10 protein-coding genes and 1 tRNA gene are annotated in these 13,751 nt (G+C 36.5%); 3 read left to right on the top strand and 8 right to left on the bottom strand.

Annotated features, from left to right (window positions below; genetic code table 11):
- Position 1: 1 nt before the first annotated feature.
- Positions 2-74: transfer RNA gene (locus J0L69_16865), tRNA-Lys, on the bottom strand.
- Between the two features lie 191 nt (positions 75-265).
- On the opposite strand from J0L69_16865, the gene J0L69_16860 reads away from it, so the two are divergent.
- The 3 genes from J0L69_16860 to J0L69_16850 all read left to right on the top strand — a co-directional run bounded on the left by J0L69_16860 (position 266) and on the right by J0L69_16850 (position 3,187).
- Positions 266-727: a hypothetical protein gene (locus J0L69_16860; protein ID MBN8694867.1), complete on the top strand. Its 462-nt coding sequence runs from the start codon at positions 266-268 to the stop codon at positions 725-727.
- A gap of 36 nt (positions 728-763) precedes the next feature.
- Complete coding sequence (locus tag J0L69_16855) at positions 764-1,972, top strand: DegT/DnrJ/EryC1/StrS family aminotransferase (GenBank protein MBN8694866.1); 1,209 nt, start codon at positions 764-766, stop codon at positions 1,970-1,972.
- A 132-nt stretch (positions 1,973-2,104) separates the two neighbouring features.
- Positions 2,105-3,187 (top strand): iron-containing alcohol dehydrogenase, encoded by a 1,083-nt coding sequence (locus J0L69_16850; GenBank protein ID MBN8694865.1) that lies wholly within the window; start codon positions 2,105-2,107, stop codon positions 3,185-3,187.
- 25 nt (positions 3,188-3,212) lie between these two features.
- Here the strand turns inward: J0L69_16850 and J0L69_16845 are convergent, their stop codons facing one another.
- The 7 genes from J0L69_16845 to J0L69_16815 all read right to left on the bottom strand — a co-directional run bounded on the left by J0L69_16845 (position 3,213) and on the right by J0L69_16815 (position 13,748).
- Entirely contained in the window at positions 3,213-4,997 is a 1,785-nt protein-coding gene (locus J0L69_16845; GenBank protein ID MBN8694864.1) for a T9SS type A sorting domain-containing protein, read from the bottom strand.
- A 75-nt stretch (positions 4,998-5,072) separates the two neighbouring features.
- Positions 5,073-7,499 carry a TonB-dependent receptor gene (locus J0L69_16840; protein MBN8694863.1) on the bottom strand — a complete coding sequence of 809 codons (2,427 nt, stop codon included), beginning with the start codon at positions 7,497-7,499 and terminating at the stop codon, positions 5,073-5,075.
- A 183-nt stretch (positions 7,500-7,682) separates the two neighbouring features.
- Entirely contained in the window at positions 7,683-8,315 is a 633-nt protein-coding gene (locus tag J0L69_16835; protein MBN8694862.1) for a response regulator transcription factor, read from the bottom strand.
- The gene (locus J0L69_16830) at positions 8,305-11,409 is read right to left on the bottom strand and encodes a hypothetical protein (protein MBN8694861.1); all 3,105 of its coding nucleotides are present in this window, start codon (positions 11,407-11,409) and stop codon (positions 8,305-8,307) included. Before J0L69_16830 ends, J0L69_16835 begins: the two co-directional genes overlap by 11 nt.
- Before the next feature lie 65 nt (positions 11,410-11,474).
- Positions 11,475-12,092 carry an NAD(P)-binding domain-containing protein gene (locus J0L69_16825; GenBank protein ID MBN8694860.1) on the bottom strand — a complete coding sequence of 206 codons (618 nt, stop codon included), beginning with the start codon at positions 12,090-12,092 and terminating at the stop codon, positions 11,475-11,477.
- Between the two features lies 1 nt (position 12,093).
- Complete coding sequence (locus J0L69_16820) at positions 12,094-12,720, bottom strand: carbonic anhydrase (GenBank protein ID MBN8694859.1); 627 nt, start codon at positions 12,718-12,720, stop codon at positions 12,094-12,096.
- Positions 12,721-12,725: 5 nt separating this feature from the next.
- Entirely contained in the window at positions 12,726-13,748 is a 1,023-nt protein-coding gene (locus tag J0L69_16815; protein ID MBN8694858.1) for a multidrug transporter, read from the bottom strand.
- Positions 13,749-13,751 lie beyond the last annotated feature (3 nt).

The raw sequence follows: 13,751 nt of genomic DNA, 5'->3' as shown, positions 1-13,751 counted from the left end.
GTGATCCCGCTGGGATTCGAACCCAGGACCCTTACATTAAAAGTGTAATGCTCTACCGGCTGAGCTACGGAATCGAGATATCATTACTCTTTATAAGTGCCTGCCTACCGAGGTAGACAATTTCGTGTGCGGAACAAATTATAAAGAACTTCTGTAACAGGGCTGCAAATATAAAAGGTTAAACCCTAGCCACAAAATTTTTTTTAAGAAAAATTTACGCACAGTTTTTCCTATTATTAACGCTTTTCGATAAATTTAAACGATTATGAGCTTATGCCCTGATATCAAGCTTCTCAGAGGCTTTTGTAACCTTAATTTCGGGCAATCCGTAACTGAGGCTACTGAGCTTTTCGGTCCGGCCGAGGAAGCCGAAACCCTTGATGATGACCTTCTCGGGGCCTCCTCTTATGTGATGCATTACTGGGATCATGGTTTTTCTTTATTCTTCGATAATCATAAAAATAAAACCTTTAATAGCGTGGAGGTGGATAATCCTGAAACCACGTTATTTAACCATAAAATATTCACTCTAAACGAGAAGGAACTGATTGCCCTCATGAAATCAAACGGGTTTTCTTTAACCGATACCGAAAATCATGAGTGGGGCGAAAAACGCATCTCATTCGACGATGCCAACCTCGATTGCTATTATCAAAATGGCAAATTAAGTTCAGTGAATTTTGGTGTTTCCGATCTTGATAATAACCTGTATTTTTCTCCTAATTAGCCTCAAAACCCCCTATCTTTGTAAAAAATTAATACCATGCCAGGAACAGAATTATTTGGCGCCGAAGAGCGTAAAGAAGTTAACGATGTATTGGAAACCGGAATCCTTTTCCGCTATAAACATGATGCGCAACGCAATAATCACTGGAAAGCGATAGATTTCGAAAATGAGGTAAAGAAAATTACCGGCGCAAAATATGCTCACGCAATGAGTTCAGGCTCCACAGCTATTGCTACAGCTTTGGCTGCTTCGGGTATTGGAACAGGCGATGAAGTTATTGTGCCTCCATTTACATTTATTGCTACTATTGAAGCGGTTTTATTTGTTGGCGCTCTTCCGGTATTTGCGGAAGTAGATGAAACTCTTTGCTTGAGTGCTGAGGGTATTAAAAAGGCGATTACTCCTAAAACAAAAGGAGTTTGTTTAGTACATATGTGTGGCGGTATGGCCGATATGGATGCCATCATGAAGGTGGTGAATGAACATAAATTAACTTTAGTAGAAGATGCCGGACAAGCGTTCGCTTCGTCGTATAAAGGAACTTACACGGGATTATTTGGTAAAGCAGGTTCTTACTCTTTCGATTTCTTTAAAATTGCAACTGCAGGTGAAGGCGGTGTTTTAGTAACGAATGATGAAGAAACCTATAAAAAAGCAGATGTTTATAGCGATCACGGTCACGATCATATTGGCGCAATTCGTGGTATGGAAAATCATCCGTATTTAGGATTTAATTACCGAATCGGTGAATTAAATGCGGCAGTGGGAGCGGCACAAACACGCAAGGTTCCTAAAATCCGTGAGATTAATCGTAAGAATAAACAGTTTATGATTAATGAATTATCTAAAACACCGGGAATTGGTTTTGCACGTCTTGCTGATCCGGACGGAGATTCTGCTACTTTCTTGAATTTATTATTACCTGATGTTGAAACAACGCAACGCACCATTGATGAAATGAAAGCTGCCGGTGTAGCGGGTTTCGATTATTGGTATAAAAACATGTATCATTTCATTAATCAGTGGGATCATATTAAAAACATGAGCACGGTTTCTAAATTACCAATTCAGATTTTGGGTGCGCCTCAGGATTATAAAAACCTCGATTTACCAAAAACACAGAATGTAATTGGTCGTTTAATTTCTTTTGGTGTTCGTGTGTCGTGGACAGAAGAACAAATGAAGGATTTAGCGAAGAAAATATCGGAGTGCTTTGTAAAAGCAACAAAAACAGTTAACGCTTAATTAAACATCTTCGTTCTGGAAGTTGAGAACTGATATAAATAAACTGGTTGCATCTCGACTCCGCTCGATGTGACAGCAGATGAAAAGAATGTCAGTTCGAGCGGAGTCGAGAACTGCAATTATAATTTTAATATGTTACATAAGAATTTCAAAAATATAGAGAAAGTGACCTACGGTCGCGGCTCTTTTGCGCAACTGGCAGAAACAATCGAACCGATTCGTAAGGAGAATAATAAATATTTTGTTTACGTAGTAGATAATTATTTTAAAGGAAAACCTTTATCTAATAATCTTCAGAATAAACCGGAAGATTTAATTTATTTCATTGATGTAGATCCAAATGAACCAACAACTGAGCAAATTGATTCGCTGCGTGATGAGATTTTAGCAAAGAAAGGTTTACCGAGTGGAGTCATCGGAATTGGTGGTGGAAGTATTATGGATATCGCGAAAGCACTTTCGTTAATGCTTACCAATGAAGGTTCTTCAACGCTTTATCAAGGATTAAATTTAGTGAAGAAGCCCGGTGTTTATCATTTGGGTGTTCCAACTATTTCGGGAACTGGTGCAGAGGTGAGTATGACAGCTGTATTAACCGGACCGGAAAAAAAATTGGGCTTGAAATGTGATTGGACAGTTTTTAATCAGGTGATTTTAGATCCTGAATTAATCGCTTCTGTTCCTACCGATTGGTGGTTCTTTACCGGCATGGATACTTACATCCATTGTATTGAAAGTGAAAGCGGCATTCGCAATAATGCTTTTAGTTTAGCCTACGGAGAGCAAGCTTTGAAATTATGCCGTGAAGTTTATTTGGGGAAGAATTCAGGACAAACTCCTGAGAACAATGATAAATTAATGGTAGCCTCGTTGATGGGTGGCTTAAGTTTAACTTACAGCGAAGTAGGTGTGTGTCATGCATTAAGTTATGGCTTATCTAAAATTCATGGAACACGTCACTGTTATGCGAACTGTGTTATTTTCCAGCATCTCGGCGATATTTATCCGAAAGGACATAAAGAGTTTTCAGAAATGATAGAAACTCATAAAATAAATTTACCGAAGGGATTAAGTAAAGAGTGGGACGAAGAAACCATTACTAAAATGGCACAGGTATCTTATAATTTACCTTTCATGTGGAATCACGCTTTTGGTGACAACTATAAAGAGATTGCCACTATGGATTATATCAAAGATTTGTTTAGAAGACTCTAAGAAAAAAGCCCCGTAAGGGGCTTTTTTAATTCTGGTAAATGATTTTGAATGTTTGTCTGTCGTTTACACTCATTACATCCAGGAAGTAAATACCATTTGGTAAATTAAAATTTTTCAAGTTTAATTCTGAAATCCTATTCTTGCTATAGAAAATCTCTTCGCCTAAAGTATTCGTTAATTTAATTTGCCGGATATCTCCTTCGCTTTTTATGTATAACCATTCCGAACTCGGATTCGGAAATATTACCATCTGTGTTTTGTTTTGTTCTGCCGCTTCATTTATGTCTGTCGCACTTACACAATTATAAATTAGTTTAAATCCTGAATTCACTACGCCAACATCCGACTTAAAACGAATGGTAATAACGGTTCCGGTTGAGGTTACTGTGCCCGGACTATTGGTTCCGGTATAAGCGCCAATAAGTGGTGCCGCGGTTGTTGAACCGTTATACAGGAACAAAGTGTCATATCCTTGTTCTAAGGCAAAGCTTTTAAATTGCAATTGAACCTTGCTGGTGCCATTTGGGCCAATGCTATAACTGTAAGCTTCATTGTCGTAATAATTTCGATAAGGTCCGCCCATGTCAAATAAACTATCCGTGCAGGGTTGTACGGCGCAATTCGAAAATTTATCTTCTATCAGTTGCCATAAGTCGTTATAACCATTATCGTAACCCAAAGCCCAAATACCAATTCCTCCAATTCGACGTTGATTTACCAAGTCGTATTTACGCCCCATACTGTAAACATCATCAATCCAACACTGACGATTCATACCACCGCTTAAGTAAACATAAAACGGATTATAACAGGTGCTTTCCCATTTTTTATTGGAAGCAGAATAGGTTGTAGGATTATTTTTTACATAACTGTAGGTACGAGAGGAAGTGAAATTTCCTGTTGTAGTTGACGGTGCTGTTGCACTAACGGTTTCCCACTCGCGGCCGTAATACGGTAATCCTAATAAAAGTTTGGAAGCAGTAACACCTTGTTTCAAATAGTAAGTAATGGATTTTGCTACGGTGTAATTGTAAGTTGTTTGAAAATTATAGAGAGGAGATTCAGGTCCGGCCGAAGTACTACCTGCATAATAATAATCGTATCCCATAATAATGAAATTAGTAACAATGGGATTTAAGGCCGGTATATCAAAAGTTGAACTCCATTCTACAGCGTAAAGCGCCATGGATAACTCGTAATTCGGATTTGCGGCGGTTAAAGCGTTTTTCAAATTAATCATGAAGTTTTTGAAAGGTGTTTTATCGGCACTCCCCATTCCTTCAAAGTCGATGTTTACACCATTTCCTCCTCTCGAATTCAATAAAGAAACGATGTTGTTAATGAAAGTCGTTTGAGCAGTTGATGAAGCCCAAAAAGTAGAGTGTGCAGCAAAAAGTGTAGCGCAAATATGTATTTTTTTACCATTGGCTTTTGCAGCTGTTACTGCCGCGCTTGTGCTCCATGCAAAAGAAGTATTCGTGTTTTGCCCGGTTGTTGGAGAAACAGCATAATCGAAATAACAGAAATCACTCAACATATTCCAATCGTACGCGGTGTAAACAGAACCTACCCAATACGGATGCCATCCGAACACTTTTTTGGTGAGATTGCAAGCTGTGGTTTTATGGTTTGATTTTCCGGACGGAGAAGAGCCATTGATAATGGTGTTTAGGCTATCCCATGAATTATCGTTGGTAAATTTGAAAGCTGAATAAAATTCAGATTGTTCGCGCATGATGGATTTAAAATCCGATTGGCTAAATCCGCAAATGAAACTCGTAAAAAGGCAAAGCAAAAAAATCGTTCTCATGCATTGCTAATTTACAAAGTAATTGCATAAAATATAATTTCTACAGAGTTAAATCAGTTTAGAAATAGTTAAATTTTATCCGGCTCTTCGTTTTTCATCATCAGCACCAGTGTTTCTTCTTCCTCTCAGTACCTGGCCTTTACCAAATCGATAATTAAAAGTTATGTTTAATACACGGGTATCACGTTTAGCCGACCAGTGTTCGTTTACGTTTCCAAATTGTGTCACCCCGCTTGGATAGGCTTTCCAGAAAATATCTGAGTAGTTGATAGTGATAGTAGCGCGTTTGTCGAGTAGCGATTGCTGCAATCCGGCAGTTAAATTATGATTTGGATTTATGAATGTAACTCCATATAAGGTTTTGTGATTGTAAATGAAACTCAACTCAGCAGATAAGCCTTTACCAATAGAAAAGCTATTGGAGCTGTTAAATGTAAAGGAAGGCCAGCCTTGATTAAATGAATAATTATTTACGGTTCCTGTGTATTGGGTGTAATAGCTTAGTATACTTGTATTGGTTGTCCACCATTTTGTTAGTTTTTTCGAGAATACAAGATTGGCGTTGTACGAATGAACTTCTGCAAGATTCGCTACGGTTTGAATGGTAATTTTCTTTTCTCCGTCTTGAATTAAAACATCTGTAATGTTATCTGTTGTATAGCTGTAACCTAATGTTAAGAAAAACATATTAGCGTATGAATAAGTAAGTTCTGAATTGTAAGTTAATTGAGGTAAAAGATATGGATTGCCTTCTGAAAAGGTTGTTGCGTCTATAAATCTTCTGAAAGGATTCATTTGCTGATAAGCCGGCCTGTCAATGCGTCGGCCGAGATTTATGTTGATTCCATGATTTTTATTGATTTTGTAATCTGCAAATACGGAGGGGAAAAGTTGAACATAATTTCGGTTAAATGTCTGGCCGGTGATTAATTGTTTTCCATCGGCACCTGTATGCTCAGCTCTTAATCCAATTTGTAAACTTAGTTTTGTGAACTCTTTAAAGTAGTTGAGGTAGGCGGCATTAATATTCTCCTTGTATATAAAGTGGTTGCTTTGCAAACTGTCAAATACTAAGTTATTTTCAGATTGGTTGTAAAATTTAATGTCGCTATCAGATTCCACGTAACTTGATTTTAAGCCGGCTTCAAGTTTCGATCCGTTCTTAAAGGGGTTTGTATAATCTGCTTTTGCCGAGTAAATACTAAGGCTTGCATCCTGGTCGCCAATCATAATAGTTTCATTGATCAGTCCACCGTCGTTATTAAGGGTTGTATTCGTAAATCTTTGGTCGGCGTTATTTCCATAGGTAGCATAATCTAAATCAACAGTAATTTCTTTTCCTGTAGTATCAAGCTGATGTTTTAATTGTGAATTAACTGAGTAATTGAACGAATTGGTATATGACCTGTTTTTAAAATCATAACTGTATAGTTTGGTGCCATTGCCATTCAGAATGTTTGTGTGATTATCACCTATAGAATTAAAGCTATTGAGTACACTGCTACCTATTAATGATAAAGTGGTGCGTTTTGACAGGAAGAAATCCGCACCAACTCTGGGAGAATGTGTATTAAATGGAAATACAATATAATTATCTGTATCAAAAATAGTATTTAGTGTATCAGCATAATAGAACTTTCGGTTTAGCGTTAAATTATTGAATCCTTTTCTGTAAGAAAAATTGTAACCTGCAAAGAGGTTGTATTTTTTTTCTTTGTAGGAAATATTAATTCCGGCATTCATTTTTTCATACCTACCTTGCCCGTAACCTGCATTCACGCTGCCGTTAAATCCTTCACGCTTATTTTTTTTCATGACTATATTAATTATTCCTGCGTTTCCTGCAGCATCGTACTTAGCAGAGGGATTTGTGATAATTTCTATTTTCTGTACATGGGAGGCTGAACTGCTTCTTAAAAAATTAGCTAAATCCTGACCTGACATAGTAGTTGGTTTCCCATCTATCATTATTATAAGACCTTGCTTACCTTTTAAACTAATTTGCCCGTCTTGGTTAACTTGTACGCCCGGTAATTTTTCCATTACATCCATTACCGAAGATCCACTATGAATAATACTATTTTCAACATTCACTACCGTTCTGTCAACTTGTCTTTCAATGAAAGGTTTTTCCGCAATGATATTAACCGTGTTGAGATCTTTTACTTCAGACTTTAAAGCAATAGTCCCTAGTTTTAATTCAGGTGTTGATTCGGAAATCGAAATTTTGGCACTGCGGTAAGATTGATATCCAATTGATTTTATTTCTACGAAATAATTTCCTTCTTTAATGTTGTTGAATGAAAATTCCCCTGCTTCATTAGATACTTCTCCTTTATATAAAGAGGAGTCGGATAGATTCTTTAGAAATACCGTAGTAAAAGGAATCACTTCTAGCTTATCATCTTTAATTGTGCCTGAAATGATACCATTGTTAAACGCTTTACTTGCGAAGGAACAAGTAGCAGCGAGTATCAATAAACAGATAAATAGCCTTTTCATGCGTTTATTTTTTTATAAAGTTATTTTGTACCGATAAAGAAGTTTACACCCTGTTTGGGTGATTGTGTTGAATGGTAATCAAGTTGTGTAAGCGGCCTAAGGAGAAGGAGCAGTATTACAAACGTTAGGTAAACGACAAAAAAAATCCCCCATGAAGGGGGATGTGTTAAAGAAAAGTTAAAATCAGATGTATTTACTTTTACGGGCTTTCTCAATAGCTTCGGCTTTGGAGTGTACTTCAAGCTTTAAGTAAATATTTTTAATGTGTGATTTAATGGTTTCCTTATCAACAAAAAGTTGGTCGGCAATGGTAGAATAACTTTTCCCCGAAGCGAGTAATTCAAGTACTTCCAGCTCACGCGCTGTTAACGGACTCTGACGGTTTTTATGAAAGGAGGAAACAACTAAACGCGCAATGTTAGTACTCATAGGCGCGCCGCCATTTTCTAATTCTTTTAGTGATTCGATTAATTTTTGCGGAGGCATGTTTTTAGTAAGATAACCACTTGCGCCTTCGCAAAGCGCTTTAAAAACCAATTCATCGTTTTCATATACAGTCACAACAACTACTTGTGTGTTTGGCATAATTGCTTTTATCTTAGGGATGGCTTCAATGCCATTCATACCGGGCAATTCGATGTCCATTAAACAAATGTCAGGTGTATCATTGTTAAGGTTTTTAATGGCAGCTTCTGCATTATCATAGGCATTAGCTACGGTGTAGTCACCATTTTGTTGGATAAGAGTTACAAATGCATTGCGGATGATGGCATCATCTTCCACAATTATAATTCGTTTTGTTCCGTTAGTTTTCATGCGAAATTGTATTAAGTGATTTTTGAATGCTTAAGGTTATTTCTGTTCCGTTATTTTTTTCTGAACGAATATTTATGTTTGCAGAGGCACGACTGGCGCGTTGCTGCATGTTAGATAATCCAAAACTATTTTTCCCTGCTTTCTCTTCAAATCCGATGCCGTTATCTTTTAATTTTACATAAATGCTAGAGCCATTTGGTGTAATAGTAAGGTTCACCTTATTGGCCTTTGAATGTTTTACAATATTCGACAAAGCTTCCTTAAATATCATTGTAATGTTTCGTCCGGCACTTGGTAATTGTTTGATGTTTTTTAGTTCATCATTCAGTCCTTCAACTTCAAATGTGCATCCGGTTCCGTAAAATAATTCGTCACCAAAGTCTTTTACCCTGATAATTATTTCGTAAAGATTATCATTACCGGGATTGATAGACCAAATAAAATCCTTAGTGCCTTGATATAAACGTTGAGAATTTTGTGAGATGACATCAAGTATTCCGTTAGCTTCTTTATTTTCTTTTGGGATATGAATCCGTGCCATTTCAATTAGCATTGAGATGCGGGTTAATCCATTTCCAAATTCATCATGTAAATCAAGAGCCGCGGCTTTACGTACTTTTTCATTTTCTTCTTTACGTACTCTTTCTACTTCTTTAATGTGCTCAATTTTATTATGTAAGCGAATTCGGTAAATACCCCAGCTTGCTAAAATAATTCCAACGATGATTAAAACAAAAAACCACCAGGTATTCCAAAAAGGCGGATTAATTGTGAAGGAGTAGGCGAGAGGTTTAGATTCAATCCCTTCTGAGTTTACTGCTTTAATTTCCAAATTATAAGAGCCCGGCGCTAATTTGGCAAAGGTGAGTGAAAAAACTTTCGAAGGATTTATTTTTGTCCATTTACCGCTGGGTTTAAATCGGTAAAACAAGTTAATATTATCAGCACCTTGGAAATCGGGTACAACAAACTCAAAGTTGATTTTGTTTTGGTTATAATCTAATTCCAGTGAATTAAGATTGATTGTAATGCTATCATTATAATTTTCAATCTTTAATGACTTAAGAAAAACATTAGGTACAACTTTATTAATGATTTGCTTATTTGGATAAATACTTACTAAGCCGCCAATGCCTCCAAATAGTAATTCACCATCAAACGATTTATGGAAGCCTGCAGAGTTAAACTCATTGATACAAACGCCATCGGAAGCACTGTAGCTTTTGAATTCATTTTTATCGGGATTGTAAACTGAAATGCCAAGATTCGTGCTCATCCAGAAATTCCCTTTATCATCACGCAATAAACCGTAAATAAAATTGTTTGATAAGCCTTTGACGTTATGGTAATTTCTGAATTTAGTTTGTCCGTCAGGATTATTTAAAATACTTAATCCTTTCGTAGTGGCAACAGCAATATCCCCGGTTTTAGTTTCGTTGATATCCATGATGCGACTTGAAACAAGACTGTTGGTGTCATCTACAACATGCGTAAAGTATTTTCCTTTTCCGGTTGTATTGTTTATATACAATAAGCCACGTGCGCTACCAATCCACCAGTTTTTTTTGCTGTCGATAAAGAATGAATTAGAACCTTCTATTTTTACCTTTTCACCATTTACATCCGCTTCGTTTCTGTATTCAGTTGCTCCGTTTTTAATATTGTAAATTAAAACACCTTGCGTGTTACATAGTAATATTTCGCTGTCGCTATATTTTAAGATTCTAAAGACTTGGTTACGTTTACCGGGATAAATATTTTCCAGTACAGGAATTAAAGTGTTGTTCTTCTTGTCGATTTTATAGAGTGAATTACCGAAACCTGTCCAAACTGTATTTTCATCATCACAATAAATTGCTTCAATAAATCTCTGAATTTTACTTAGCTGCCCGGTAAGGTTAATGAGATAAAACGATTTATTTTTCCTGTCAAGTTTCAGAATTCCATAATTAAATCCCGACCATATTACTCCATCTTTGTCTTTTACAATACCAAAATAGTTTGGCTCGTTGCTTTTTAAAATAGAGGATGCTAGGTCGAATGAATTTTTAGAATAGCTGTAATTAAACACGCCGGCATCCCGTGTACCAATCCAAACAATATCGGAATTGGAGATAGTGTTTTGGTAAATACTTGAAATATCATTGCTCTTCAACCCAAATTGTTCATTTGAATTTTTGTTAAATGATTTTTCCAGATAAATGGAATCTTTTAGAGTGCCACTTAATCGGAATAGTCCGGCTCCATTCGTTCCTAACCAAATTTTACCAAGATTATCGATGTAACTGTGATTGATGATTGAAGGGGCAAATGATGGTAGCGGAATCATTTTAATGTGTGATGTCGGAATATCTAAAACATAAAATGATTGAGCAATGGAAAAATAAATTTTATTGTTTTTAAAAAGAATAGTTTGGCAATCGATGGCAGAATTAGCGTCTGTTTTTACAAGGGTATTGATATCGAATACAGGAGAAAATTCAGTTTTGCCGTAATCCATAACAAATAGCCCTTTATTAGTCGCGGCATAAATCGAATTATTCCCACTATAGCAGAGAGAATAAACATTAGTTCGTAACTCGCTTTTTTCTTTCTCTTTAAAATGGATAGGTTCAATTTTAAATGAATTGTTGCTTTCGGTAAGTTTTGTAAATCCTTTATTAGTGTTTAAGTAAATGATGCCATTGATATTCCAAATGCGAGAGATGATAGCAGGTTTTTCTTTTTCTTTGATAATTTCTTTGTAGTGAACCACGCTTTGGTTGTTTAAATCCATAACGTCCAATCCGCCCGAGCTAATTACGTAAAGCTTATTATCTTTAATACAAAATCCGGTAATATCATCACCGCTGATAGATTTAGAATCGAAAGGTTTAAAATTGTAGTGCTCAATCAATCGACCGTCGTAACGATTTAAACCGTCTTGTGTACCAAACCACATGAGGCCTTTCTTATCTTGTACGATGGAGCTGATACTGCTTTGTGACAAGCCTTCCTCCAGCCAAACCTGATTAAAAAAACCATGGTCTTGTGCAATAACCTTGTTAAGCGTAAAAACTACAAGTATAAAGTATAGACGAAAGAATTTAGGCATCTATACAAATGTCGTAAATAAAAAGGTGAAATTCATCACCCGTTTTGGGGTAAGTAACGAATTGATTATCGCTTCAAAAGCTTAAATGCAATGTCTCTGCCTTGTCCTTTAAACATGGCCAGGTTAATCCAAAAGAAAGCGAATTTCTCCATGAGTTCAAATCGGTCATTCCCGCCTACAGAATAGCATTCGCCAAATCCTGCGTCTTTTGCCAGCTGTGTGGCGATATCCTTTCCTTTTAAGCTGTCTCCAGCAACAAATACATCAATTGCCGTGTTGTTATATACCGGGTTTACCATATTATTAAATCCGGTCGTATTAAAACATTTAACAACATCCTTAGTTTGGGTATTGACAAGAATTGCATCGGTGGTGTTACTGAATCCGGAAGGACCTTTTCCCATCACAATATTCATGGTGTCAATAATAACTTTGCCTTCTGTATTTCCTAATGATTGCGCAACTTCTACTGCGGTAATTGCTGGTGTTGCTATTAAAATAATTTCAGATTTTTTTACGGCTTGAGTAATGGTATCAACTGTTGTGTTTGGGTTGTTTAGCAATTCTTTTCCCTTGAAATTAGTTGTATCGCGTACGCCTAATGTAATTTCATGACCGCACTTCGCCCACTTGGTAGCTAAGGCGCCACCTACGTTTCCTGTTCCTATAATTGCAATTTTCATGTTAATCCAATCTGTAAATTTCCATGATGTTCTTTAATACGTTTTCAAAATTGATTTTCAGGTCTATTAATTTCCCTGTGTTAACATCAAAAACCCAACCGTGCACCAGTAATCCTCTTTCTTTGTATGCTTGTTGAACGGCAGCCGTTTTTATAAGATTCACACATTGTTCCTGTACATTTAATTCCACCAAGCGGTTATAACGTTGCGTTTCATTTTGTATCGCATTTAATTCATTCTTGTGTAAACGATAAACATCTCGGATATTTCTCAACCATGGATTTAAAATGCCTAAGTCAACTGACTGCATAGCGGCTTTAACTCCACCACAATTATAATGCCCGCATACAACAACGTGATTAACTTTTAAATGACGTACAGAATAATTTACGACTGACATAACATTTAAGTCAATATTGTTTACCAGATTCGCGATGTTACGATGTACAAACACTTCTCCGGGTTGTACGCCCATAATATCCTCGGCGGTCACGCGACTATCAGAGCAGCCAATATAAAGGAATTCGGGTGCTTGTCCTTTTGAAAGTTCTTCGAAATAATTTGGATTAATTGCTAATTTTTCGGCAATCCATTTTTGATTGTTTTTAAAAACGTCTTCTATTTTCATGTGAATTATATTAAGATATTGTTTTCAGATTTGATAGGAGCAGGGATATTACTTTGATTAAACATTTCAAGCAAGTCAATTTCAATGGTTCGGCTGATCGCAGTAATTGGAACATCATTGGCGCTTCCTTCAAAAGGACTTTCAGTAGACTCACCGATTTTTTCCATGGTAGTGAAAATCCAAGTAGATAGAGCGCTGAAAGGAATCGAGAGCCAAATTAAATGTTCTCCTAATTTGTCAAACTCCTTCATCATACCAAGCGGAACAAGAATGGAAAAAATGCGAATGAAATATAAATTGAGAGTAGCATATTGTCTTGGATACGGAAAATTTTTAATTCTTTCTGAAACACCTTGTTGATTTAAAAATTCAATTAACATTTTTTCCAGTTCCATGTGTCTGAAATCTTCGATATAACCTTGCTCTAATAAATTTTTAAGTTGTTGTGATTGCAAGGCGATAATTTGCGCCGCCTTATTTGTTTTCGACATCACATGATTAAACTCTTCCTGTGACAAATAGTTTTTTAATTCTTCTTCTAACTTAGTGTTATGTTCCTTTACACTGAACCATTTGTTTTTATATTCCTGATTGTGTTTTTTATAAATAGCCTCCCAGGCTCTGGCTTCTCTTAATTGGAAACGAAGTGCGGTTAGCCAGGCAATGTGACGATTGATAAGTTGCATTTGCACAATTTTTAAATCAGCATCGCTTAATTTCACTGCCGCATGTTTATTACTTACATAATCTTTCACCATAATGCCCCAGCTTCTGCTTCCGTTAACAATGGCGCCCCAGGCTTTACGTGCTTCCCACATACGATCATACGATGCGTTGTTCCGAAAACCAACCGCAAAGGCAACAGCAGTACCTAGTAATGCGATTGGCAGCCAAGGAATGGAAAGCCATTTCCAATCTAAAAATATATATAAGAGGGTTGGGATAGCAGATATTGACAAGAGGAAATAGATGTCTCTTCTTGTCCAGAAAAGAACTTCTTTAAGCGAATAGTTTTTACCTGAATGCATTGT

This window comes from Bacteroidota bacterium (assembly GCA_017303905.1).
Classification (GTDB): Bacteria; Bacteroidota; Bacteroidia; order B-17B0; family Aurantibacillaceae; genus JAHEYG01.
This window is presented reverse-complemented; position numbering and strand designations above follow the sequence as displayed.

Bases quoted from the DNA above. Each gene is read 5' to 3' on its own strand.
- J0L69_16860 (MBN8694867.1), top strand. From the start codon at position 266: ATGAGCTTATGCCCTGATATCAAGCTTCTCAGAGGCTTTTGTAACCTT.
- J0L69_16850 (MBN8694865.1), top strand. From the start codon at position 2,105: ATGTTACATAAGAATTTCAAAAATATAGAGAAAGTGACCTACGGTCGC.
- J0L69_16815 (MBN8694858.1), bottom strand. From the start codon at position 13,748: ATGCATTCAGGTAAAAACTATTCGCTTAAAGAAGTTCTTTTCTGGACA.
- J0L69_16840 (MBN8694863.1), bottom strand. From the start codon at position 7,499: ATGAAAAGGCTATTTATCTGTTTATTGATACTCGCTGCTACTTGTTCC.
- J0L69_16835 (MBN8694862.1), bottom strand. From the start codon at position 8,315: ATGAAAACTAACGGAACAAAACGAATTATAATTGTGGAAGATGATGCC.
- J0L69_16820 (MBN8694859.1), bottom strand. From the start codon at position 12,720: ATGAAAATAGAAGACGTTTTTAAAAACAATCAAAAATGGATTGCCGAA.
- J0L69_16845 (MBN8694864.1), bottom strand. From the start codon at position 4,997: ATGAGAACGATTTTTTTGCTTTGCCTTTTTACGAGTTTCATTTGCGGA.
- J0L69_16825 (MBN8694860.1), bottom strand. From the start codon at position 12,092: ATGAAAATTGCAATTATAGGAACAGGAAACGTAGGTGGCGCCTTAGCT.
- J0L69_16830 (MBN8694861.1), bottom strand. From the start codon at position 11,409: ATGCCTAAATTCTTTCGTCTATACTTTATACTTGTAGTTTTTACGCTT.
- J0L69_16855 (MBN8694866.1), top strand. From the start codon at position 764: ATGCCAGGAACAGAATTATTTGGCGCCGAAGAGCGTAAAGAAGTTAAC.